The following is a 25,498-nucleotide window of genomic DNA, read 5'->3' on the forward strand; positions in this document are numbered from 1 at the left end:
AGAAAGTGTAAAATTATGGGGCTCAAGGAAGAACTTTATGAAGAGATAAAACGCATATTGGACTATGATTTGCAAGTAACGAATTTAAAACGCATACCGTCTAAAGGTGACCTAACTTTAGGAGAAACTGCTGCTAAGATTCGAACAGCTGTACTTTTTACAGATATTCGAAATTCATCGATTTACGCTGACACTCATTGGCAAAAAACAACTTCAAAAACGATAAACGCTTTCCTAAATTGTGCATTGAGAATTGTTAAGAAAAACAACGGAGAAGTCAGGAGTTTTAACGGGGATAGTCTTCTGGCTTTATTTGATCCTAACAACTCTCCTTGTACAGGGGCTGTTACATCTGCTATGGAATTAATATGGGCAGTACGAAACATTATTGCGCCGTCTGTTTGTGAGAAAGGATACATTGAAAATTTTGACATAGGTATAGGGATAAGCTTCGGCGATATATTATGTTCGAGAGTTGGCATTCGAGGTGAAGACAATAATGATTTAATATGGACAAGTTCTACAACAAATTTAGCTGCAAAAATGGGGAATCAGGCAAGTAAACCATTCAACATTATTATTGACAACAAGGTATGGGAGTCGATTCCTAACAAATTAAAATTAAATGAAACAAGGTTACTACCTCAAAATAAATATGAGGGATTAACCCAACTCACCCCGACCTTCCCTCGTTTAACTCCGGGGCCTGCTCTATCATTAAGACCACCTCTTTTACCTTTCCGCACAAGTTATTGGGAAGGAACAATAATGCCTTTTGCGAAAGGACTTGAAAAGGTCTATAAAACATCATATATGATCCCGCTCTCATAAAAAAGCTCTTTGAAAGAAATTATTTTTTGTCTTGTTGGAATTCCCAAATAAATAGCCCCACATCATTCCCAGATAAAGGGAAGGGTGTCCCTTTGCTAGGTAAAGAAGCCCTGAGGTAGTTAAGTGATTTGCTGGGTGGGTTGAATTTGTAAAATAGAGTTGAGTAGAAAAACTTTATCCTGACCAATGTTTTCGACGCTGAATAAGCGTCTTTTTTTATATATCGCAATAAATTGGAGGATTTTAGCAGACTACAAAGAATCTTACAATATGATTACTCACAGGATGAGCAGGAACTATAACTAAGTATGAAAACACGGGAGGCTTATTATGAATGCTTTTGAGGAATTAGAGTTGCATGTTAATGCGCTGGTAAGTGTTGTGGATTCCGATCCAGCTTTTTTTTCCGCGGTTAATCATTACGTGAAACAATTTCAAAAAACTTTGTCTAATTCTACAGTACTACCAGCTCAATCGGATTTTCAGCTCCTGACGAGAAAAATAGATGAATTCTATGAATCATGGCGACCTACCCATACTCCCGGGGTGATGTACTTTTCACCACAACAAATTAGTGACTCGGACCCAACCGTAAAAGAAATAAAGGAGTTGGTTACACGGATGGGAAATATGGAACAGTCAGATTTTGAAGCGCTGTTCCCCATCCAACAACGACGCCAACAGATAGTACCTGATACAAAAAGTACAAGCCCTTGTATATTTGTGGGTCACGGGAGAAGTAAACTATGGGCGAGGGCTAGGTTATTTCTTCAAGATGAATTGGGCTTACCCACCGTAAGTTACGAATCTGAATCCCATGCTGGAGAATCAATAGTCCCAGTATTGGAACGAATGTTAATCCAGGCAAGTTTCGCCATTTTAATCCTAACCGCAGAAGACGAAACGGCGGATGGTACCAAAAGAGCCCGGCAAAATGTTATTCATGAAGCAGGGTTGTTCCAAGGACGTCTGGGGTTTAAAAAGGCTATTCTGTTAAAGCAAGAGGGAATAGAAAATTTCACAAACGTTGATGGACTTCAGTATATTGGTTTCCACGGTGACCAGATTGAACAGGCATTTTATGACCTGACCAGGGTTTTAAAAAGAGAAGGAGAAATAAGCTAATCAGTATGCTAGTGTTTAACATGATCATCAAAGCTGCTGTTCGAAATGGAGTCATTGAGGCGCGTGAACTAATTAACCAATCAAAACGCATATTGGAGTGATCATAATGTACATAGCTTTCCCAGCAGATGAAAAAGTCAAAGCCCGATTAGATGCTGTCTGCAAATCGCTCAATATATCCCTTGAAGAGTGGTTCGAGACCGCTTTGATAGAATCAGAGCATGGCGTTTTGACTAGTTTACTTAGCAGCAATTCCGAAGATCAATCAGGATGGAAATGGGATGCTAACCTTTGTCGGTTCGTTCGAAGTAATGAAGCTGAATAAGACCTATTGACTGGGAGGTAATACTCTGAAAAAAGTATATAAACTCCTATTGTTTTTCTGCGCGTTAAACGCCCTAGATTACATAACCACCATGCTAGCAATAAGCCATGGGGCAGTGGAAGGTAATCCAATAGCAGATTACTTCGTCGGTAATAATGCTCTCCATTATTTCAAGCTGGTCTCAGTAGGTTTGCTATGCATTTTTCTAATTCATATGGCCAAAAGGAATTTGAAGAACCAGCAGAGTGTGATTAGGGTACTGTGGGCGACGAATTTGCTATTTGGTTTAATTTGTATTTATAACGTGGTTGCGTATTTTATTCAGAAGTATGATTTTGCGCTGAGGTAATATATTAACTCTCCACTGCACTCATAGTTGACCCAAGGACGACCCAATAATAATCTAATTGTTAAACTCTGGTATATTAGTTATGTGTGAGTTGTCGAACAAAGCATAGAGGTTCGGAGGCTTTATATTAATGCAATAAGTTAGGAGTGGTTTTTATGCTTATCGTAGATCGCTTTGAGGGGGACTGGGCAGTTATTGAATACGAGGGAACGACCTTTAATCTCCCACTCACTCTTTTGCCTCGGGACGTTAAAGAGGGCGACGTTATTGCCATAAGTATTTCTGTTGACCTATCGATTACCAAAGAGCGTAGGCAAAAAGCCGAGGAAATGATGAAGGGCTTTTTTGACAAATAGGAGGTAGTATCTTGGTTTTGAGGAAATCCAAATTGTTATGGGCGTTCGTCTTATTAGTTTGCATAGTCTTGTTGGGTAGTGGTTGCGGAAACAAATCGACACCTACTGCCCCGGATAGCACTACCGGCACAGCTAACACCCAGAAGTTAGCCGAACCAAGCCAGGCGTCCACCAGCAGCGAAACAGCCAAGGACACACCGCCAAGCAACCAATCAACTGCCACGCCTTCGCCTACCCAATCACCCCCCACGTCCACGCAGGTAAACGGAACCTTGCAAGTACATTTTATCGATGTCGGTCAGGCAGATAGTATTCTCATTAAAGCCTCAGATGGCACAGCGGTACTTATCGATGGGGGCAATAATCCAGACGGACCTGACGTGGTAAACTATCTGAAATCACAACAGGTTAAAGTGCTAGCCGCAGTGGTAGCTACTCACCCTCATGAGGATCATATTGGTGGGCTTGATACTGTGATAAAGAACTTTCCAGTTAAAGCAGTCTATATGCCAAACGCTTCATCTACAACAAAAACGTTTGAATACTTTATCTCAGCTGTTACCGCGGGTGGTGCAAAACGAATCCAGGCTAAAGCGGGTGTTACCCTTGATGTTCCTGGGTTAACTGGACAATTCATAGCCCCTAATGGGAGCGCGTATGAGGAGCTGAATGACTATAGTGCAGTCTTAAGACTAACCTTTGGGAAAATAACCTTTCTATTCACGGGTGATGCAGGGGAACTTTCAGAGAGCGAGATGCTCAAGAGTGGTCAGAGCCTGAAAGCGGAAGTGCTTAAAGTGGGTCATCACGGGAGTGCTACATCTACCAGCAACGCATTTCTAAAGGCTGTTTCACCCGACTATGCGATTATCTCCGTGGGAGCAGGCAATGACTATGGGCACCCTACTGCATCTGCCTTATCCAGACTAGGTGGGGCGGGGGTTATGTTGTTTAGGACGGATCAGGATGGAACCATCGTGGCTACCTGTGATGGGGAGACGGTAACTTTTAACAAAAAAGGCTCTATGCCTTCATCCGCTTCCCCGACTACATCGCCAACCCCAGCAATCCAGCCCCCTGCTTCGTCTGGTTCTGTTTCTATTGCCAGTATAGATTTGGGCGGAGAAGTAGTGACACTGGTCAATAATGGCGGTTCAGCAGTGGATTTAACTGGGTGGAAGATAGTCAGTGAAAAAGGAAATCAAGCGTATAGTTTTCCCGGCGGTACGACCATTCCCCCAGGTGGGACATTAAAGGTTCTGAGTGGCCCGAAAGCGGTTGCCGGCACAAGTGCTCTGGTATGGACAAAGTCGAACATGTGGAATAATGATGGTGATCCCGGTGCTCTATATAATTCCCAAGGTAAGGTCGTATCTAGTAAATGATTGGGCATTTAGAAATCATGACCTCCTAAAATCCTATCTTCACTATGGAAAAGGAGGATACGCATGCTCTCACCTAACAAAACTCTCGGTAAAAACATAGCGTATTATAGAAAAGAGCGTAAGCTTTATCGAGCAAAATTTGCCGCCACTGTTGGCATGAATACTAACCATCTCTATTGCATCGAAGCAGGACGGATATATCCCCAAATATGTATACTTGCACGGTTAGCCGCTGAGCTTGGCGTGCCAATAGATGAGCTGGTTGGAAATGAAATTGTTAGGTAAAGTAAATTGGTTGGTCAGAATCAGGATTGACGTATACATGGTGATTAGGTGTGAAAAGACAATTCCTATTTGCTACATGGTTTATGAGGCCAAGCAAATGGGCCATTGCACGAAAGATCTCCAGACGCGGGGATCTTATTTAATGTAGCATTTTACACTCGCTGTGCCATTATTTGGTGAACGTTTTCCCTTTACAGAGAACGTTTGTTTTTATATAATAGAAACAAACGTTCTGCGTAAAGGGTGAAGTTATGAGTCGACGGATTATATTTCATATTGATGTAAACTCCGCCTATCTATCATGGGAGGCTGTTCACAGGCTTCAGCATGGCGACCCCTTAGACCTAAGAACCGTACCTTCCGTAGTTGGTGGCGACCCGGTAACTCGTCATGGCATTGTATTAACTAAGTCGATCCCTGCCAAAAAATATAACATACAAACAGGTGAGAGTATATTCAGTGCTAGTGCAAAATGCCCTGGTCTGGTTATTGTCCCACCAAATTATTCGCTATATATGCAATGCTCTAAAGCGTTTGGTGATATTCTCCGTGAGTATTCATCTTTGATTGAACAGTATAGTATTGATGAGTATTTTGTGGATTTCTCGAACATGGAACGACTATATAAAGACCCGGTGGAAGCTGCTTACATAATTAAGGATCGGATTAAGAATGAGCTAGGTTTTACTGTCAATGTTGGTGTCTCAACCAACAAGATCCTAGCTAAGATGGCATCTGAACTGAAGAAGCCTGATAAAGTACACACAATTTTCCCAGACGAGATCGCATCTAAGATGTGGGTGCTGCCTATTGAGGAACTGTTTATGGTTGGCCGTGCAACTGCGAAGAAGTTGAGGAGCAGGGCTATTTCAACGATTGGTGATCTGGCTAATTATGACCCTAAGCTAATCAAATTATTTCTGATGAGCCACGGCATGTTGGTCTGGAATTATGCCAACGGAATCGAATGCAGTCCAGTGAGGGAAAATCGCCGACCTTTAATCAAAGGCATTGGAAACTCCACAACAATTGCTTTCGATGTGGAGGATAAGGTGACTGCACATCTGGTCTTGTTATCATTGACAGAGACTGTAGCCGCAAGGTTAAGGCAATCGGGCTATTGTGCTAGGTTGGTATCTGTTTCATTAAGAACAAACGAGTTTTATAATTGCTCACACCAAAGGAAGATCTTATCGCCAATTGATTGTACAAACGCGATACATGAAGTGGCTTGCGAATTATTTGACGAGCTTTGGAAGGGTGAACCTATTCGCCATCTGGGAGTTCGTGTTTCTGAGCTGTGTCAAAATGATTTCAGGCAAATCTCACTATTTGAGAAGGATTACGAGAAGCAGAGAACGGTTGATCGAGTAGTAGATTCAATACGTCAGAGGTATGGGAATGGCTCGGTGTTTAGATCCGCATTTTTGAATAGCGGAGTTCGCTTCAGTACGGGAGGAACAGTCGATGATGAGGAATATCCGATGATGTCTAGTCTATTGTAACTATTAGAACTAGTTTGAATGAATTCATCGACATCGCAATCGTCGTAAGGTAGGACTCTACCTTGATTTATTGAGACGATCATGCACATTTTGTGCACAACCGATTTCTGAATATTGTGGTGCGGCGGAATATCCATGAAGGTTGAAAATTATTAGAAAGTACAGCTCTTTTGTCCAGAAAGCTTCGTCTTGAAGAATTTGTGAAGTAATTTTTAATGCGTGGTTGAGAAAATTGAAATTCTCACCCCACGCATTGTTGTTTTACAATTGGTGAATGGAAATGGAAATTTTTAAAACTGAACAATTTTTCTAAGTGAATTTAATATTCTCCATGATGTTAAGAGTGCCGGCATTTCGTGAAAACTTTTAAGAAGATAATTGAAGAAGGATCTCTTAATGAACTTTCAAATGATGAATTATATAATGAAATTATTTCATCATAACTATCAATTTTCGTTTAGTTTATAAGGACAACACCATGTAGCAGGTCATCTTCTTCAATTTGGTAGTAACATTTCTCCATCTTAACCCAAATCTCTTGCTTGACGGCTAATTTGCGTGTTATATTTATTAATTTTTTTCACTTTCAGCTCAAATTTTAAATAGTATTGTTTTATTAGTCCAGTTGAGGTAAAATACCCATAGAAAAATGAAACACTATTTATAAGAGGATGGGAGCTGGTCGCCCGTGTTAGCTAATTTTGTGGAATTCCTAAAGTCCCAGAACAAATCCCTCAACACCCAAAAAGGTTATCAAAGAGCTGTGAAAGACTACTTCGATTGGTTCTGCGAAGCCTACGACAAAGAACCAATCGGAATTATTAAGCAAAACGTGGAAGATTATAGGTCCTTCTTGCAAACAAGTATGCATCAGGCTGCAAGCACTATTAATTATAAACTCAGCTGTCTGAAAAAGTATAACGAGTTCTTGGTTAAGGGTGGAGCCCAGAAGGATATAGTAATAACCAACAACATGATGATCAAAATCCGACAAAGCTTAGTCTCTCCTACTGTAATATCCCAAAAAGATATTATCCAACTTAGGCAGGTTATTCTTGAACACGGCATAAAACGTGACTATGCACTCTTTAATCTACTTGCTTATACAGGGGCTAGAATTAGCGAGGCCTTGGGTGTCAGGCTAACAGACTGCGATAATATCTGTCAGACAAAAGTACTTATAATCAAACAATTCAGAGAAACAATAGAACTTGAAATCATGAACAGTAAGTTTAATAAGCAACGAAGGGTTTTCCTTAATGATACGGTAATAAGTAGTCTCAATGATTACATTGCTAACGAAAGAAATAAATATAAATATTCCACTGGTAGTGAGTTCCTGTTCGTTTCAAACAAAAATCCTAATCTAGACCGAATTACTGTAAACCGAATGTGGCAGAAGTATTGCTCCATTGGGAAACTACCTAACATAACTCCAAGACAGGTACGACATTTTTTTATTTCCAATGCCATAATGGAACGAGGGTATACACCGGCACAAGTCAGTATTATGATGGGACATTCCAATATCCATTCAATGTTACGATACACAAGTGTCGCAAAAGAATAAACTGAGGATTTGCACTCCATTACTAAAATGAAAGTAATACTACAAGGAAATTGTAAGGGTAATAATTATCCGAATAATTGTATTGATGATTGTGTTACTTGTTCTCATTTTCACCCTCATTCGGAATAAACCGTGGACGGCTTATTATAACAAGATGTTACTATTTCTGTAAGGGTTCTAGGCTTGTTTTGAGTTACCCTCATACACACCTAGACGTGTTCCATTATCGAATAGGAGCGCGTGTGTACCTTTTTATATAACTTGAGCCTAGGGACGATGATTTAACAACAGGCAAAGGATTAGTATTAGAGCTTTTCAACACCTGCTTAATCATTATGGTGTTAAGCAGGTGCGCTTAGACTTACTTTCGTAAATGAACTGTATAGAGAACATGTGAACATTTCAAGAAGCAACCGATAATGCGTTCTCTTAAGTGAGTACGCCGGGTCATCATCGTCCCAATTGGTCCCCTTATGTAGTTTTAGTTATATATACTCACAAGCAAGTGTAACTTTTTGATGGGAGCTAGGTACAGCTACTAATACATATTCTCAAGAAGAATGGGCGGTGTTTATATGGGGGTTATTACTGCTAGGGAAAGTCGATTGGGAACAATTTATGAGAAATACAGTTCGAGTGGGGATTTAATTCAGCAAACTGGAGCAATGGGGTTTATTATAAAGGATAAACTGGAAAGAACTCACTTTATACTAGTAGATTGGAATGGCATTAGGATAAAGGATGCAAATAAATATCTTAATGTTACACTGATGAATAAATCATATAAAAAGCGCGAGTCTGCATTTACTGCCCTTAAACACCTCTACGCCTATGTAAAAATATTCAACGTATCTAATTACCAAAAAGGGTTATCTGAAATAGAACTTGTCAACTTAACAAATTTCTTAAAAGGTGGCAAAAAAAGAGGAACCATTTGGGATTTTGATTTAGGCCCTATTCGTCGCAATGAAACAGTTAACAAATATTTCGCTGTGTATAGGGATTTTTACGTCAAAATCTTTTATATTAAGGATTCAACGATTCAAGCCACTTATGTTGTATCTTATGAATCTGGTGGTGGCTTTTTGGGACATGCAGACAAAAAAACTGTTGAGGGATTTGAGTCAAACTTAAAAGTGTTCCATACCGAAGAGTTACCTGAGTATATAACTTTTGAACAATATGAAATGATTATAAAAGTAATCGAGGAAAAATACACTTTGCGTGAAAAAGTTCTAATTAATCTTATGTATCGTTTTGGCTTGAGGTTGGGGGAAGCATTGGGTCTAACATTCGAGGATGTCCGTGGTAATCTCTTATTTATAAGGAACAGGTTTACTGACAAACCGTACCAAAGCGCAAAGAGTGTAATGAATATTAAGTCCAGGGATGATTATAACGACCCAACTTACCATGCAAAAGGAAACGGCGGCGGTTTTCAAGAGGTTGTTATCGACTCTGAAATGTCTCTATTGATCGAAGACTATATTGATGAGTCAAGAGACCCGTTTCTTCTCTCCAAATACCCAAAGAAACGGGAAAATTATGAAAAGGACGCTAAGGCCGATAGAGTAACAGATTACCAAGGACAAAATTACTATATTTTCATCAATAGAGGGCTCTACACACCGTTATCAGGTAAGGGTTGGGGAGATATCTTGAAGGAGATTTTTAAAGAGGTTGGCCTTGAACCTGATGTGGAGACTAAAAAGAAAGGACTTAGCCACTTGTTCAGACATGGCTATGCTATGTTTAGAGCTCACGTTATGGGTCATAACGAGCAAGAACTCGCAGATGATCTTCGGCATAGCGGTACACATACAGTGATGCGTTATTATAAACCTAACGCTAAAGATAGAGCAGTCACCCTTAGGAAACAGAATGAAGCAATGAAACGAGGAGGCATATCCTTCGGTGAATGAGTTTCAAGAAGAGATCCATAAGTCTTATGTTTCATTCGTCCATTCGGAGATTCAAGATAGAGAATTAAAGTCCTCGTTATTGAGGTTTGGTGAGCCCCATATAAAATCAATAAACTTCGACAACCTGTCATCCAGAAAAGTTTTGCATAGGAAGAAAAGAAAGTATATTGATGCACTGGAGTTATTTGTACAGGAATTCGAGGATAACTTTACGTGGGAAAGATACCCTGCTTTATTACAAAAATTTGCAAGAAGGTCACTTTTAGCACAAGCCCTGAAAGCATTTTACGATTTTGAAGGGTTTCGTTTTGAGAATAGGTGGCAAGTTGAAATACGACGGTCATATATAACTTCGGTTGATTCCAAGATTCAAGATAGCGAATTAAAATCCACGTTGCTAGAGTTTGGTGAGTCTTATATTCAAACATTTAGCCTTGAAGGGGTCGAGGCCCATGGAAAGAAGGATAGATACAAGAAAGCATTGGAGTGGTTTATTACAGGAATTGACGATAACGCCGCTAGTATCTCTGACTTAAGTTGGGAGATTTACTGTGTTTTATACCACAAGTTTGAGGACAGGTATGTGAATCCGAAAAAAATTTTACAAAATTTTTATCTTTTCATAGGGGAGAAATATAATCAACATGAGGTCGCTACTTATAGCCATTTGTTCATTGGTGAAGATATACATCGGAAAGGCAATGCCGATTTAGGGTTTAATTCAAATTATCCTTTAGGTTCAAAACCACAACATATATATTCATTTTATGTAGATGTCGGAAGGTTTAGAGAGGGATACTTTAGTAATATAAATCTAAATACCGATAATACGCTAGTGCATAATTGGTTGGCTATATTTCTCAAGCTATACTCTCGTAAATATGACTGCGAAAGTTCATTAACATTGTATATGAGAGCATTTGTATATTACTTCAATGAAAGCATAAGCGATCAACCTCCTGAATCTACGAGTCTTACATATTTTTCGAAGGACTTATTTGTAAAGCAATTGGAGTTTTATAAACAAATTGCCAAGAGGCACCGAGATAAAAGTGAACAGTTTACCAAAATATTCCAAAGATTATTAAAAAGTTTTTATTTAATAATTGACGAGAAATATCTTAAAGAGAATTCAATCCCATTGTTCAATACTGTTGATTTTAATTCGACAGTGATATCAGGGAGACACTTCATCCAGCATTTAGAATCTGACTATCTGTTTGTATATCTTGCTCCGCAAGACCCCATACCTCTGAGTGACAAATGGCTTCTAGTTGATGATTTAAACGTTAAAAACGCCAGCGCAATACATGGTAAATCTCTGCATTCTTTAGATTTCTCTAAAGTCGAGGACGAGGAATTGAGAATCCAATTGAAAAGCTATATATGGGCATCTAAAGAAAGTAACGGTTATGCAGCAACCCAAGTAATCACATTAACCCATTTTATAAATACAGCGGTTAACAACTATCAGAACAACGTAGTCCCTCTTCGCGGAGAAAAGGCACTGTTTTCAACTCAATTTATCTTGAATTACCGGGCTTACGTCGAGTTAAGACCAACTATTTACGGAGATGGTCATCTTCGGTCTGTCTCTACAATTAATGGATGCTTATTATCAATCAAGAAATTTCTAAAACACCTCAGTAAACGATGCTATAAAATCAACCAACTAACCCTAAAACAGCTGAAGGGTTTAACTTACGATAAATATATGGAGGGAAATTCTTTTACCAAAGAAGATTTTGAAATCATTAAGACACTACTAAGAGAAAAAGCGACTGATTTAGATGGAAAATTGAATTTTATTATTTTCCAATTATCCATACAAACCAAGCTCCGAGTTGGCGAGATCCTTTCCTTAGAAAGGAATTGCATTACTTCAAAGACTGAACAACTCATGACCGGAACAATCAGCTATATCTCTAAAGTGTCAAATGGCGAGTATATAGAGTCCTCTTTTCTTATTGAGGATATCAATCTAATTGAAGAGTCAATTCGCCTGACAGAAGACCTAACAGCGAACGCCTCCGAAGACTTGAAAAAATTCATATTTATACATCGAGCGTCTTTCCATAGGCGAGTAGAATTGATTGGAAGTAACTATGCTCGGTGGTTTAACATTCTATGCAAAGAAAACAATTTGGATTATACCGCGTACAATGCCCGTCATACATTTGTGGATCATACTTGGCAAGCAGTTGAAGATGGTAAAATGTCCGCAATAGAAGCGAATTATACCACGGGTCACAAATCGGAGAAGATCCCTACTAAAAATTACCGGAAATTCCAAACAAAGCGTTATCTTGAGGCGTTTTATGAAGTGCATATTGGGAATGTAGATATCGAGGGCAACATTTTAAAACCCGAAGAAATTGAAGGGCTCCAACAGGTGGAAGATGGCGCGGGTGCTTGTACTGGAAATGAGTGTATTAAGCTTATAACCCTAGACGCAGATGATGATGATCATGTGTGTTTAAGATGCAAACAGTTTGCAACAGCGATCAGCAGAATCCCTGTTTTCGAGGAGAAGGTAGAGCGTTATTCTAGGAAAAAACAGGAATCGGAAATCCGAATAGAACAGGAATATTATCAAAATTTAATTGATCTCTATTCGGCCTATCTAATGGAATTATCCGGAAATTTGGAGGCAAACTAAATGGTAGAGCAAATAATTCTTGCCATCAACGAAACCGACTGGTATTCAAAAAACGTTGCGCAAACCCTGTTTAATCTTTCGGAAGGTACGGGGCATGCCCCTTCCGAGATGAAATATATTGAGTTGAATATGCAAATAGCGCCTTCGGTGAATTTTGCTAATAACTTTTGGGATTTCTCTGGTTCTGTTAAGCGTAAGTTATATGATACCAGTTTTTATAAATTCAATTTTAAGGATATAAGAAGTACGGGCTTGCGTTTCTTGGCTAAGCGATATGTCCTGCGGTCATTATTCGATGATCGAAACAGCTACAGCTCGGTGGAAAGTGGATTTTTAACAGTTAAAAAATTTATCAAGTTTTTAGAATCTCATCATATTCAATCACCTGGCGCTATTACTTCTCGTCTCTTGGAGATTCATTGGTCTGAAAGAAAGAAATACCTTAAAGAAGCGGGCAAGGTACGTGTACTAAAAGACCTTAGAAAATTCTTGACGGAAGTTGATAATGTAGAACATACTTGGAGCGAAAACGAATTCGAGGAAGTGTTATCTGATTACAATCGCAGCCTAATTAAATACCAAATAGAAAATGACAAAACTCCCAACATTCCCAACGATTTATTCGATAGGATAATTTCTTGTGCTATTAAAGACCTGGATGATGAAGAACTCGATGTAGCTCAAAGAATGACAGCTGGTAAGGTTGTTTTGTTTTCCCAGATTGGAATGCGTCAAGGTGAGGGGAAGAAAATGGAGACAAACAAGCTGAGCTCCGAGTCTATATTTAACGGAGCTCAGACAGCGTATGTTATGGAATTCTGGACTTATAAGACAACACGTTCTAAAGATGGAAGATGGGCTCAAACGAGAATGACCCCGCAAGCTGTTAAAGCATATGAAAAGCTAGATGAACTAGGTAGATCCATCAGAGAAAAAACAGGCAGTTCGTTATTATTCCCTAGTGCTCGCGGGAAGGAGTTTAGCAGTAGCGGCTATCAGTGTCCCTTCATGACATTTTTCTATCGTCATCAAGAGGATTTAAAGTTTGATACACTAAGTCATTACGAGCTAGAGAATCAAGTTAAAAAGACAACGGTAAAGAAAGCTCATATAAATAGTTCTCGGTATATACCTGATGATGAGTCGGACAATGAGTTCTATTATATAAACTTTCATCAATTCAGGGTCGCGGTTGTCAATAAACTAAAGGATAAGGTGTCATTACAATGGATTAAGATCCATATGAACCACTTAGAAGAAGAAATGACAAAGCATTATTTCCGAGATGATAAAAAAACAATAATCGAAGAAACGTTTAAATTCAGAGCATCTTCAAATGGTTTACTGGAGACTAATCCCGATAATGTTGATTCCGCAGAAATTAAAAAGGAACTAAACGATCCATTCTTTAAAGAAAATTATGAAGCCATTAACAATTTCCTAAGAAGAAAGAAACTTAGTATCCATAATGACCTCAAAGAAATTGTAAAGGTTCTTTCGACCCCTGTAAGGGATATGGAGCTTGGTTATTGCCTCAATGCCTTGGGTCGTGTATGTGAAAGACAAGAACGCTTAACCTTACAAGAAAAGTGGTACTCAGCACGGGTTAAGATACCTAACATTGTTAATTTGCCCTTTACATATAAACGATTCGTAGAAAAAATGGTACTCGTGGAACACAATGAAAAAGTGACTGCGAAGAACCAGCTATATCAACGTTCTTATGAATTAGAACGTGCGTCACTAGAGAAGCTGTGCATAAATAGTCTATACCCTGAGTTAGAGTTACTAATGAAAGAGATAGATTTAAACGGCGTTGAGCTTATTGTTAAAAACTATCCTAAATTAGAGGATATAATCAATAGCTTTACTAGGATTGAAACGGAGTGTTTGAAATGGATGCCGAAAGCACCGATAGCTTAGTTGCCAAGTTTGTAGAAGATTTAAAAATCAATAATGGCAACTATTATGACCTTAAGCCTTTGTTTAAGGATCAATTACGACAAATAGAAGGCTGTTTGCAAGAAATGGTCTCCGCCCGCGAACAAATTGCAGTGGCTTTAAAGGAAACAAAGCTTAGCGCGTCCAAAATAGCCTCTTCTGCCGAAATTTCCAGAGCACATATAGATAATAACAAGGATATATTAAAGAGATATATCGACTTAAGGATTGAGCAAATCGAAAACGATGACACGTTTTCCTTAAGCAATATTAAGAAAAAGCAAGAACATTACGATGAAATAAAGCAATGGTTAAAAAGGACTCAGAAACACCTCTTGGAAAACGAGGTATTAGAAAGTAAGATTACCCAGCTAGAGCATTTAAACAAGTCTCTGCAAAAGGAACTAGATGATAACTATATCAAAGTAAATAAACTAGAAGTAATCATCGAGAAACTCAATCATAAACTAAGAAAGTCTTCTGAGAACTCTACAAACATAGTCTCACTTCGTTGATGTTCCTATAATGCGAAAAACCGCAGATTTCAACTGCGATTTTTTAGTATATACCATTAAGATATAGATTCAGCTTCCCTGTATTCCTTTAAGATCTTGTAAAAGGTAGTCGTCTTTAGATTAAGTTGTCGCATGTACTCAACCGGAGTTATCTCATGGCCTTCCAAGTCCCATATAGTTTATGAAGCGACTGTCTTTGGGCTTTTGTCAGAGCGTTTAAATCAATTCTAGGACTGCCCAGCTACTTTCCTTCAGCTTTGCCGGGGTCACTCCCTCGCGTTGCCTTAAAAGCATTCTAATGCCGTTCTTGGGAAGCAACATAAGACAATAGGTTAAGGAATTAGTCTTCTTATAAAATTTGTAACTTTGTACATGTCTATTACTTCACATCTTTAAAATTCAGTCTTTTTATTTCAAATAATTTATAGTATTATTTATACATATATATTACTTCTCATAATGAATAATCCTCAGAAGCTCAGTAGAATCTAAAAATGTATAATTTTAAAGAGTGATAAAGAGGGTCAGCTTTTCGTTGGCCCTTTTTATTGCTGGCCTATCATGTTATTAATAAATAAAAAGAAAGAAAGAACGGAAATTCACAAAGATATGATTGTAGGACCATAATATAAGTGGCTGAATTTGAGTATTAAGCACTCAGAACGGGGGATATATTTTGGGGTGAATCACGTTTACTGTAACGTGTAGGGCTTGAACCTTTAGTCCGAACCCGTCAACTAACCTCGTAAGCTAAGAAAGGTGGATGACATTTTGGGTTCAACCGTAAGAAAATGGGGGAGTCTGGTAGCTCTCTCAGGTATTATTCTGACATCAGGCCTTACTTCGAGCACAGTTTCCACTCAAGCAGCGGTTCAGGAACAAGTTTTTAGTTCCATAAGTAGTAAGAGCAATGAAGAGATTATTCAGGAAAAGATGAACCGTTATAACCTTGTATCAGCTAAAAGTACTCTGCCAAAACAAGCAGAGGTTCAAACGAATAATCAAAAAAATAGTACAGTTAGTGATCCTAAACCGGATACTGACTCGACAAAGGTAGATGGCCAAGCTATACCGGAAAATAGTCAGACGGATAAGACGAAGACTAAGCCAAAGGATGTGTCGACGGCAAGTACCGCCAAAATTATAGTTCCGGAGAAGAAAACAGTTGCTGCAACAGAGCCAAAGGTTTCGCAGCAAGTATCCAGAGGGAGCGCAGAAGTTGATAAGCTCATTAGCCGGGCTATGAGCTTACAGGGAGTTCCCTATCTATGGGGTGGTACGACAAGAGACGGTTTTGATTGCTCTGGTTTTATACAGTATGTATTTAAGGCATCAGGAGTTTCTCTCCCCAGAACATCATTTGAACAGTATAAGGTGGGAACGCCTGTCAGCCGTGATCAACTCAAACCTGGAGATCTAGTGTTTTTTACCACCTATAAACCAGGGGCATCGGATGTGAGAATATATATTGGTGGAGGACGCACACTCGGTTCTGCCAGCGAAGGGGTAGGCATCCATAGTCTTTCTGAGAGCTATTGGTCCAAGCGATATATTGGAGCACGCAGGGTTTTATGATTTTAGGCTGTATGAAAATGAATTGTTATTTAAAGGCGGGTATATGATGGGTTCAGAATAATTTCACCACCATCATCCACCCTAGCACACAAGGACAGTGACTCCACATGACAGGGAGAACTGCCCTTTGTTTAGTAACCTCCCGGTAGAACTATATGGCAAATTAAGTGGTAAATATTGTGCATCTTCATGAGAAATTCATAACTTATTCATAATTAAATCGAATCTGAGAGTTATACTAAAAATATAGAAGAACAGCATTGGTCATTAAATACTTAAAAGGGGGAGAGTTACATGATGATTGGTTTAGTCCTATTAATCTTTATTGGATATTACATGTTTAGTTCATCGAATGCTGGAGGGTCATGCTGCGAGGGTCATCAAGCTCAGTCGAACAACTCACTGGATATATTGAGTGAACGATATGCACGCGGTGAAATTCAGAGAGAGGAATACCTCGAGAGGAAACAAGAACTGTCGGGGAAAAAGCAGCAAATATCCATTAAAAAAGGCTAAATAGACGTGAACTTTATGAATGACGAGAGACTTCAAAGGTTGTATTTTATCAAATAGTTCGAAGGAGGAATTTATATGATGGGTGGCTGGGGTAATATGATGGGTAGTTGGGGATATGGTGGTTATGGAAGCGGTGGCTATGGCATGATGGGGATAGGAATGCTTATTTTTTGGATTGGGATAATTTTACTGGGTATCTATCTATTTCGACGCAATGCATCGCACATTCAGTCAGGAGGACTAGGTCAATATAGTGGAATGGATATCTTGCGAGAACGGTATGCACGTGGCGAAATAGATTCCGCTGAGTATCAGAGCCGGAAACAGGATTTAGAAAAATGAGTTGTATAGGAAGGGATCTTGATTATCGAATCAGGGTCCCTTCTTCATGAGAAATTCACAACTTTTTCATGAGTTAATCTTATCTAAGCGGTACACTATGGATATGGAAGAATAGCAGTCAAACCATAGCATAGCAGTAAGCAAATTAAGGAGGAATTTATATGATGGGTAACTGGGGCAATATGATGGGTGGTTGGGGATATGGTGGTTATGGAAGTGGCGGATATGGAATGATGGGGATAGGAATGCTGATCTTTTGGATTGGGATAATTTTACTGGGTATCTATCTATTTCGACGCAATGCATCGCACGTTAATACAGGAGGACTAGGCAAGCATAGATCAATGGATATCCTTCGTGAACGCTATGCCCGTGGCGAGATCGATTCTGTGCAGTATCAAAGTCAAAAACTGGATTTAGAGGGTAAATGAGTGGAAAATCATAAAGGTGGCTGAGGAATTTCTTGGGGAGGGAATTAATAATGTGGCAATTTATTAGTCAAAACTGGTGGATTTTCTTGTTCATCGCAATAATGCTCTTTATGCATCGACCAGGGGGAGCGGGTTGTTGTGGCGGTGGAAAGAAACATGGCAATGGGCACGATAGTCCTGAGAAGGATTTACAAGATAAGAGTTCAGGTGATGCAGGTTGCTGCGGTGGTCATAAGAGTAGATAAGCTTAAGATCAATTATGAAATATTTTGGACCAAGGGATAGGGTAGACACCTATCCCTCTTTCTCCGCTGAAGCGGGAAATCCCACAGTTAAGGAGGATCGACATGCGTAAGGTTTTAATTGCAGATGACTTAGTAAATATGCGCTGGGTTTTTGAACGGGCCTTGAGCAAAGCTGGATATCACGTGGAGACAGCGGAGGACGGGCAAGTCGCCGTCGATCGAGCTTTGGCCGAACGCCCAGATCTTGTTCTTGTGGATTTAAACATGCCGAAGCTGGATGGGTTAAGCGTCCTTAGGAGACTTAAAGAGCATTATCCAGATTTGCCGATTATCATGATGACCGCCCATGTAAGTACTGTTACAGCTGTAGAAGCCATGAAGGCTGGGGTGCATGACTTTTTAATGAAACCCTTTGATATTGAAGAACTACTTCTTACGGTCTTTAAGGCTGTTTGAAGTAGAAGGATTAGTGAACAGGTGGACTTTCTTAAGACTAGGACCAAAGTTGTGAACTGGAAATTGTCATACATGACATAAAATCCCCATGCAACAAGACATGGGGATTGCCAACCGTCAGACCTACTTGGCCGCTTGGGTCATTGACGACATTTTGGGAATAATATACTGGCCGGAGAGTTTTTCATAACACGAGAATGAGTGATAGATAAGCAAAATTCTATAGAAAGCAGGAGAAAGTGACTATAAAATAGAATAGGTTATAATTAATGTAATTACCAATTGAGAAAGGAGCGAATCGAAATTATATGGATCACAAGAATCACAATCAGCATAATCATCACGGACATGAACAAGTTAGCAACAAACATAGTGAACATCCTGAGAATGGCGATAAGAACCATGAAACTCAAGATCATAGCGCACATAAGGGCCCAGTACAGGAGGGACATCATGATCATCATGCCATGATGGTTGAAGATTTTAAGAAAAGGTTTTTCGTGTCATTAATCATTATGGTGCCTATATTATTACTCTCTCCGATGATCCAGATGTTTATGGGTGTCGATTGGAGATTCACTGGTGATGCATACATACTGTTCGCCCTATCCACCATACTATTCATCTATGGAGGGAAACCATTCATTACCGGGGCCAGAGATGAACTGAAGAAAAAATCTCCGGCCATGATGATGCTGATAGCCCTTGCGATAACAGTAGCCTATATCTACAGTACTCTTACTGTATTTGTTCTTCAAGGGAATGATTTCTTCTGGGAGCTAGCTACATTAATCGTCATCATGCTTTTAGGTCACTGGATTGAGATGAAATCCGTGATGGGAGCCTCAAAAGCTCTGGCCGAACTAATAAAGCTCATGCCGGATGAGGCACATCTTATTCAGGATAATGGCGAGACCCTAGATATTCCTGTAAAACATTTAAAAACAGGAGATACAGTGCTCGTTAAACCAGGAGAGAAAATCCCAATCGATGGATTGGTATATGATGGAAGATCAGAAGTTGACGAGTCAATGATAACAGGAGAATCCGTTCCTGTAGCGAAAGAAAATGGCAACGAAATAATAGGTGGTTCCATTAATGGAGAAGGGATTCTAAAATTTAAAGTAACAAGAGTTGGAGATGACACGTTCCTATCACAGGTTATTCGATTTGTGCGTGAAGCCCAAGATTCAAAGTCAAGTACACAGAGATTAGCAGATATCGCAGCCAAGTGGTTATTCTATATCGCTGTTATAGCTGGAACGATAACCTTTGGTTCATGGATACTCCTTGGAAAAGATTTAAGCTTTGCTATAGAAAGAGCCGTTACTGTAATAATAATATCCTGCCCGCATGCCTTAGGACTTGCAACACCTCTTGTTAATGCAGTGTCAACGAGTATAGGCGCAAAAAGAGGCCTATTAATCCGAGATAGAGCGGCATTCGAAAACGCTCGAAACTTGAATGCAGTTGTATTTGATAAAACAGGTACGTTGACTAAAGGTGAATTCGGAATCACTGATATTCATGAACTTGGAATATCTCGGGACGAACTACTTTCCATTGCTTATTCGGTGGAATCAAATTCAGAACATCCGATAGCAAAAGGCATCGTAAAAGAAGGAAAGAATTTGGGCCTTAAGATGAAGGAGGTTAAAAACTATCAAAACCTGCCTGGAAAAGGGTTGAAAGCAACGGTAGAAGGTAAAGACGTCATGGTTGTGAGCCCTGGTTATATGCGCTCTGAAAAGATCGCCTTTGATGATAAACATTATGAAAAACTTGCCCAAGAAGGTAAAACGGTCATCTTCGTATTAGAGGGAAAGACACTTCTAGGCTATATTGCCTTATCGGATATCATAAGAGAAACAGCTAAAGAAGCTATCGATACCTTAAAGGCTATGAAGGTAGAATCCATTATGCTCACAGGTGATAATCAAAGAGTTGCGACTTATGTTGGGGACATACTTAAACTAGATCAGGTCATTGCTGAAGTACTCCCTCAAGAAAAAGCATCTAAAATTGATGAGCTTCGTAAAGCGGGTAAGATCGTTGCTATGACAGGCGATGGTGTAAATGATGCCCCGTCATTAGCTATAGCAGATTTAGGGATAGCGATGAGCGCCGGCACAGATGTTGCGATTGAAACTGCTGATGTGATTCTTGTAAGAAGTGATCCTCTCGATGTAGTAACGATCTTGAAGCTTTCAAAAGCCACTTATCGGAAAATGATCCAGAACTTAATTTGGGCTACAGGCTATAATATCATTGCGCTTCCGTTAGCAGCAGGCATCTTGTATAATCAAGGAATTGTTATAAGTCCAGCTTTAGGTGCAGCTTTAATGTCATTAAGCACTGTAATCGTGTCTATAAATGCAAGACTTCTTAAGATTGATTAATCTTCGTAATCTTCTCTCGTTGATTCTACCGAGTAACTCCAAAAACACTAAATACAAGTGGCCGTGGATTTTTAATCCACAGCCACTTTTAGCTTTTTCGGAAGCTCGACGATGAATTCAGTTTCATGTCCGACTTTACTCTGTACGGTGATCGTGCCTTGATGAAGGTCTGTAATCTGGCGAACCAGCGCTAGACCAATTCCGGTTCCTCCTGTCTCACGAGTACGGGATTTGTCGGCGCGGTAAAAGCGCTCAAAGATTAAAGGAAGGTCGTCTTCAGAGATGCCCATCCCGGTATTCTTAATTCTGATTTGAGAATAATCGGATGATTGGGTAAGGTCGACGGTTATTTGGCCGCCTTGGTTAGAGTACCGATAGGCATTATGCACCAGATTGTAAAAGAGCCGGGTCAGAAGGCGCTCGTCTCCGGACATAGTCACGGGTTCCTGCGAGGCGTGCCAAGATAGAGTTATTTCTTTTTCTTGGATGAGGGGGTTAAGGCTGTGAAGAATTTTTTCTAGAAGTGGCTTTAAGTCCACAGGTTCAGGGTTTAGTTGTAAAGCACCAATTTCCGCGACATTTAAGTCCTTTAGATCGCTGGACAAGTCAACTAATCGGTCAATTTCCTCATGAATGGAGGAAAGGTTTTCTTCATTTGCAGGGAGGACGCCGTCTTGGAAGGCTTCGATATAGCTTTTAATCGAGGTTAAGGGAGTACGCAGTTCGTGGGCGATATCGGCAGTAAACTGTTTGCGGAGGGTTTCTTGGCGATTTAAATTGTCGGCCATCGCATTAAAAGCGTTTGCCAGTTGCCCTACCTCGTCTTTGGAGCGAACGTTAACGCGCTCGTCAAGGTACCCATGCCCAATACGATTAGCTGCTTGTGTTAATCGTCTGAGCGGAGCGACGAGTTGGCGGCTTGTGAAGTAACTGAGGATAATCCCAAATAGCAGCGCCAGTCCTCCAGCAAAGAGGAGATAGCGAAAGACTGCGGATTGGAATTCGACATCTTGGGGATTGAGAATCTGTGCGCTTGCAGGGTAACGGACCTCTGCTGTGGCTAAAGTCCCGAGGGGTCCTGATACTGTAAAGGTTTTTGTTTTCCAACTTGTAGCGGAATAGGAAGACATACTCATACCCATATCTTGTCCATGCATCATCCCTTCCATGGTATTGTTTAATGTGGCTATCAGTTTACCGTTTGGATCTGTCAGTGTAACAACGGTCCCCATTGGGAGGGAGTGAGTAACTTCATTCAGAGCCGTAGGGTCCCATGTACCCTTAGTCTGATAAAGGGCACTCAAACGAGAGGGTAACTGTTCTAAGTTTGTTTCATTTGCCTGGGTTAGATAAGCACTAAACTGTTGTTTGAAGACGAAGTTTACAGAAAGCAGGCTGAAGGTCAGAGTAATGATCGCAATGATTAGGGTGGAAAGAAACAATTTTGTGCGCATCTTATCCCCCCGCACTTTGATTAAACTTGTAGCCAATACCGTAAACGGTCATTATAATTTGTGGGTCGCTAGGAGTCGTTTCAAGCTTTTGGCGAATCTTTTTAATATGAGCATCAATCACACGGTCATCTCCATCGAAGTCGTGGCCTTGAACAATTTCTACGAGCTGGCCACGAGATAACACCCGTCCAGGATGTTTGGCTAGGGCTCCTAAGATTTTAAACTCGGTTGGAGTTAACGAGATTTCCTGATCGTTCAGTCGGATTTCATGCTGGATGTTATCGATGGTGAGGCCATTATCATAGGAAATGACGTCTGCTAGGGGTGCCGTTTCGTTATTCGTCCGTCGTAAAACAGCCCGAACGCGGGCAACCACTTCACGTGGGCTAAAAGGTTTTGTAATGTAATCATCCGCCCCGATACTTAAGCCTTGGATGCGGTCATCTTCTTCGACTTTAGCGGTGAGCATGATAATAGGGATGGAGGAGATCTTGCGAATTTCACGGCATATCTCCGTCCCAGACATGCCGGGGAGCATTAAATCAAGGATAACTAGGTCAAAAGGATTTTCTTTAAACATGGTTAAAGCGATTAGGCCGTTAATGGCCGTACTTACCTGAAAGCCTTCCTGTTGAAGATAGGCTTTGAGTACGGTCGTGATTTTTTTTTCATCATCGACGATTAAAATCCTCATGATCCGACAGACTCCTTCCAATTCCACAAACTTATCTGAGATCATTATACAAGGGAATGACTAACCCCGGCAATCCTGTAGGTCAAACTCATGCCATCCGTACCAACCTGAAGACATCCTGTAATTAGGGTTTATCACTTAGATATAAGAAAGTGCTTCTAGAGGGTTGAGAGAAATTGCTCGGCGAGCCAAAAATATTGAGACGATACCGACTAAGAGTGAGGCGCTAATCGCCGTCAACGCGATCAGGGGGTTAAACTGAAAACTGACTGTTTTTTGAAAAGCGATTGGGCCAAGTAGAATGGGGGTAAGTTCTCCTGATAGATAACCAAGAACTCCTCCTGAAAGACTAACCAAGACGATTTCCCGGATTAGAATGGAATAGATATGACGCCGACGAAAACCGATGGCTTGGAGGATACCAAGTTCCGCTACCCGGTCATTGATGTTACCATACGTAGTTACGAAGACGATCAAAACACCGATAACTCCTAAGACAATAGAAGTAATTAAGGAAAAGTTAGAAAAGCGATCGACACTTTCTTTGGCTCCCTGAACCAATTGAGATATTTCAGCTACTTTGGCTTCTGGCAATAGTTCACTCAAGTAGGCCGCAGTTTTATTGGGTTGAGCCGTATTAAGTTCAATCATGGACCAAGAGTCTATGCCTGTCAGGGCGCGTGAGGTGCTGAAATTCGTAAAAACCCCATTATCCTCAGAACCGCCTGTTTCTTCCATAATACCGACAATCGGGTAGTTCTGATGATTCAGTGCGAGCGTGCTCCCAATCCCTAGATTTTCTTTACTTGCGATACCTGAGCCGATAATAACTTCTTGGTCACCGGGCTGTCGTCCGTTAATCTGCCACCAGGGTTTCATTTTAAGTTCGTTAGGAAAATCGACTCCGATGATCAGATAGCGTTTCTTAGCCCCGGTGACGGAACCGATAATTTTAGGAGCAATTCCGCTGACCGCAAGATCGGGGTTACTCTTAATTCTAGCTAAACTATCGTAGTTTAATTGCTTGACTTCATAATTAACTCCGGGAACGGAAAGACCGCCATAGCTCAGTGTAAAATGCTCAGATTTGGGAGTAATGACGACATTGGCACCATATTGGGTTAAACTTTTCTGTAAATCGTCATGCATGCTTTTAGCCAGCGTATTCAACGCGACCGTGATGCTGATGACTAATACAAAGGTCAGAACTAAAAAGGTTGTTTTTCCTTTTCGCCGGCGGAGGTTTTGAATTGCAATATCCGTAAGTGTCATGGTTCCCTCCTATATCAAAGTTCGAGGTTCGAAGCGCGATGTTCGACTTCAACCTTCACCATCGAACTTCGTTTATACCCTCTTTGATCATGTCTGGAAACACGATCTGAACTTCGTGATCGATCTTCAAAGCATAGCCGCTTCTCGTGCAGCGTGCCTCGAACTTCACGCCTCGTTATTACATATAGCGCAAAGACTCAGTCGGGTCAAGTCTCGCTGCCTTCCATGCTGGATAAAGACTTCCTAGCAGACCGATTAGAAGAGAGGCGCCCAAGGCATAAACCAGCAAATCGGATTGCCAAGGGATAAGAACTTCGGCTTTAACCAAAGCCGATCCGAAGTAAACGGCTGCACCCATCCCAAGAAGGTATCCTAATAACCCGCCTAATAAGCTTAAGAGGCCAGCTTCAGTGAGGACAATCTGAATGATGTGGCGTTTTCGGAAACCGATTGCCCGTAAGATACCAATTTCTCGGGTCCGTTCTTCAACCGAAGATTTCATTGTCATGGTGATCACTAAACTACTGGCTAGAAAGAGAATCAAGGAGACGCTTCTAGCAAATAAGTTAAATTTATTGACGGTAGTATCCCGAGATTCCAGGGTTGACTTTAGAGCCGTCACTTTGGTGCCCTGTAGTTTGTCGCTTAACTGTTGAGTGACTTCTTCGATCGGACAGGTATAACATAAGGCAGCTGTTTCGATAAGGCTTATGGCGTTGGGTCGATTAGCCAGCGTTTGAAGGACCGCTAAATCCATAAATACAGCCTGATCGTTTTCCGCTGAACCTGTCGGTTGGATGATTCCCGCTACCTTGAAGTCTTGTCCTTTGATCGATACATTTTGCTGAAGGGTAAGATTTAGGGAGAGGGCAACGTCACTCCCTAAAATAACTTCGCCTGAGCTCGGAAGTTGATTCTTCGAAAGGCCATCGACTTTCCACCACTTTTTCAATTGAAATTCTTGGGGAAAATCGACTCCGAGCAACAAAACTTCTTGACCCTTGAGGTTCGTGTTGACTAATAGTTTAGGGGCTATAGTAGCCAAGGTTTCCTTATTTTTAATGGTTTGCATAAGTGGTAGTAAGGACATGTCTAGTTCTTTGACCTGAGTCGGAGCCTCCACAGTTATACCGCCAAACGTCATGGCTTCTCCGGTATCTGGAAGGATGAGGATATTGGAACCATATTGATCAAGTTTGTTGGCGACATCTTCTTTCATCGCTTGGGTAGTCGAGTAGAGGAAGATAATTGCTGCCACACCAATAACAACACTGATCACCAATAAGGCAGAGCGCATTTTACGGCGGCGTAAATTTTGAAACGCAATATCTGTTAAACGCATTTAG

General features: G+C 40.5%; 24 protein-coding genes and 1 riboswitch. Of the genes, 20 read left to right on the forward strand and 4 right to left on the reverse strand.

The window, feature by feature from the left end; translation table 11 throughout:
- Window positions 1-15 precede the first annotated feature (15 nt).
- The 20 genes from BUB11_RS01640 (at window position 16) to BUB11_RS01735 (ending at window position 20,732) form a co-directional block, all read left to right on the forward strand.
- The gene (locus BUB11_RS01640; RefSeq protein WP_073027343.1) at window positions 16-831 is read left to right on the forward strand and encodes an adenylate/guanylate cyclase domain-containing protein; all 816 of its coding nucleotides are present in this window, start codon (window positions 16-18) and stop codon (window positions 829-831) included.
- Between the two features lie 330 nt (window positions 832-1,161).
- Window positions 1,162-1,956: a TIR domain-containing protein gene (locus tag BUB11_RS01645; protein ID WP_073027345.1), complete on the forward strand. Its 795-nt coding sequence runs from the start codon at window positions 1,162-1,164 to the stop codon at window positions 1,954-1,956.
- Between the two features lie 106 nt (window positions 1,957-2,062).
- The gene (locus BUB11_RS01650; protein ID WP_073027347.1) at window positions 2,063-2,281 is read left to right on the forward strand and encodes a hypothetical protein; all 219 of its coding nucleotides are present in this window, start codon (window positions 2,063-2,065) and stop codon (window positions 2,279-2,281) included.
- Window positions 2,282-2,330: 49 nt separating this feature from the next.
- Window positions 2,331-2,630 (forward strand): DUF5658 family protein, encoded by a 300-nt coding sequence (locus BUB11_RS29015; protein WP_073027349.1) that lies wholly within the window; start codon window positions 2,331-2,333, stop codon window positions 2,628-2,630.
- 155 nt (window positions 2,631-2,785) lie between these two features.
- Window positions 2,786-2,986 carry a DUF3006 domain-containing protein gene (locus BUB11_RS01660; protein ID WP_073027351.1) on the forward strand — a complete coding sequence of 67 codons (201 nt, stop codon included), beginning with the start codon at window positions 2,786-2,788 and terminating at the stop codon, window positions 2,984-2,986.
- Between the two features lie 11 nt (window positions 2,987-2,997).
- A complete protein-coding gene (locus BUB11_RS01665) occupies window positions 2,998-4,371 on the forward strand; it encodes an MBL fold metallo-hydrolase (protein WP_073027353.1) in 1,374 nt (457 codons plus the stop codon).
- A 63-nt stretch (window positions 4,372-4,434) separates the two neighbouring features.
- Entirely contained in the window at window positions 4,435-4,656 is a 222-nt protein-coding gene (locus BUB11_RS01670) for a helix-turn-helix domain-containing protein (RefSeq protein WP_073027355.1), read from the forward strand.
- A gap of 251 nt (window positions 4,657-4,907) precedes the next feature.
- On the forward strand, window positions 4,908-6,161 hold the full coding sequence (locus BUB11_RS01675; protein ID WP_073027356.1) for a DNA polymerase Y family protein: 1,254 nt from the start codon (window positions 4,908-4,910) through the stop codon (window positions 6,159-6,161).
- Window positions 6,162-6,849: 688 nt separating this feature from the next.
- On the forward strand, window positions 6,850-7,731 hold the full coding sequence (locus BUB11_RS01680; RefSeq protein WP_073027358.1) for a tyrosine-type recombinase/integrase: 882 nt from the start codon (window positions 6,850-6,852) through the stop codon (window positions 7,729-7,731).
- A gap of 575 nt (window positions 7,732-8,306) precedes the next feature.
- Entirely contained in the window at window positions 8,307-9,653 is a 1,347-nt protein-coding gene (locus tag BUB11_RS01685) for a site-specific integrase (RefSeq protein ID WP_073027360.1), read from the forward strand.
- A complete protein-coding gene (locus tag BUB11_RS01690) occupies window positions 9,646-12,312 on the forward strand; it encodes a hypothetical protein (RefSeq protein ID WP_073027361.1) in 2,667 nt (888 codons plus the stop codon). Before BUB11_RS01685 ends, BUB11_RS01690 begins: the two co-directional genes overlap by 8 nt.
- Entirely contained in the window at window positions 12,313-14,235 is a 1,923-nt protein-coding gene (locus tag BUB11_RS26495) for a hypothetical protein (RefSeq protein WP_084110122.1), read from the forward strand.
- Complete coding sequence (locus tag BUB11_RS01700) at window positions 14,199-14,768, forward strand: hypothetical protein (protein WP_143159019.1); 570 nt, start codon at window positions 14,199-14,201, stop codon at window positions 14,766-14,768. The genes BUB11_RS26495 and BUB11_RS01700 overlap by 37 nt, the downstream gene beginning before the upstream one ends.
- Before the next feature lie 624 nt (window positions 14,769-15,392).
- A riboswitch (cyclic di-AMP (ydaO/yuaA leader) is annotated at window positions 15,393-15,535 on the forward strand.
- A gap of 4 nt (window positions 15,536-15,539) precedes the next feature.
- Window positions 15,540-16,343 carry a C40 family peptidase gene (locus BUB11_RS01705; RefSeq protein ID WP_084110123.1) on the forward strand — a complete coding sequence of 268 codons (804 nt, stop codon included), beginning with the start codon at window positions 15,540-15,542 and terminating at the stop codon, window positions 16,341-16,343.
- Window positions 16,344-16,637: 294 nt separating this feature from the next.
- Window positions 16,638-16,859: an SHOCT domain-containing protein gene (locus tag BUB11_RS01710; protein ID WP_073027365.1), complete on the forward strand. Its 222-nt coding sequence runs from the start codon at window positions 16,638-16,640 to the stop codon at window positions 16,857-16,859.
- Window positions 16,860-16,934: 75 nt separating this feature from the next.
- Window positions 16,935-17,201 carry an SHOCT domain-containing protein gene (locus tag BUB11_RS01715; protein ID WP_073027366.1) on the forward strand — a complete coding sequence of 89 codons (267 nt, stop codon included), beginning with the start codon at window positions 16,935-16,937 and terminating at the stop codon, window positions 17,199-17,201.
- Window positions 17,202-17,362: 161 nt separating this feature from the next.
- A complete protein-coding gene (locus BUB11_RS01720) occupies window positions 17,363-17,632 on the forward strand; it encodes an SHOCT domain-containing protein (protein WP_073027368.1) in 270 nt (89 codons plus the stop codon).
- A gap of 50 nt (window positions 17,633-17,682) precedes the next feature.
- The gene (locus BUB11_RS01725) at window positions 17,683-17,877 is read left to right on the forward strand and encodes a hypothetical protein (protein ID WP_073027369.1); all 195 of its coding nucleotides are present in this window, start codon (window positions 17,683-17,685) and stop codon (window positions 17,875-17,877) included.
- Between the two features lie 102 nt (window positions 17,878-17,979).
- Window positions 17,980-18,333: a response regulator gene (locus BUB11_RS01730; RefSeq protein WP_073027371.1), complete on the forward strand. Its 354-nt coding sequence runs from the start codon at window positions 17,980-17,982 to the stop codon at window positions 18,331-18,333.
- Window positions 18,334-18,641: 308 nt separating this feature from the next.
- Window positions 18,642-20,732 (forward strand): copper-translocating P-type ATPase, encoded by a 2,091-nt coding sequence (locus BUB11_RS01735; RefSeq protein WP_073027373.1) that lies wholly within the window; start codon window positions 18,642-18,644, stop codon window positions 20,730-20,732.
- 71 nt (window positions 20,733-20,803) lie between these two features.
- On the opposite strand, the gene BUB11_RS01740 is transcribed toward BUB11_RS01735, so the two are convergent.
- The 4 genes from BUB11_RS01740 to BUB11_RS01755 all read right to left on the reverse strand — a co-directional run bounded on the left by BUB11_RS01740 (window position 20,804) and on the right by BUB11_RS01755 (window position 25,494).
- The gene (locus BUB11_RS01740) at window positions 20,804-22,186 is read right to left on the reverse strand and encodes a sensor histidine kinase (protein ID WP_073027375.1); all 1,383 of its coding nucleotides are present in this window, start codon (window positions 22,184-22,186) and stop codon (window positions 20,804-20,806) included.
- Between the two features lies 1 nt (window position 22,187).
- The gene (locus tag BUB11_RS01745) at window positions 22,188-22,880 is read right to left on the reverse strand and encodes a response regulator transcription factor (protein ID WP_073027377.1); all 693 of its coding nucleotides are present in this window, start codon (window positions 22,878-22,880) and stop codon (window positions 22,188-22,190) included.
- A gap of 138 nt (window positions 22,881-23,018) precedes the next feature.
- Entirely contained in the window at window positions 23,019-24,152 is a 1,134-nt protein-coding gene (locus tag BUB11_RS01750) for an ABC transporter permease (protein ID WP_073027379.1), read from the reverse strand.
- A 178-nt stretch (window positions 24,153-24,330) separates the two neighbouring features.
- The gene (locus BUB11_RS01755) at window positions 24,331-25,494 is read right to left on the reverse strand and encodes an ABC transporter permease (protein WP_073027381.1); all 1,164 of its coding nucleotides are present in this window, start codon (window positions 25,492-25,494) and stop codon (window positions 24,331-24,333) included.
- Window positions 25,495-25,498: the final 4 nt, after the last annotated feature.

This window comes from Desulfosporosinus lacus DSM 15449 (assembly GCF_900129935.1).
GTDB lineage: Bacteria > Bacillota > Desulfitobacteriia > Desulfitobacteriales > Desulfitobacteriaceae > Desulfosporosinus > Desulfosporosinus lacus.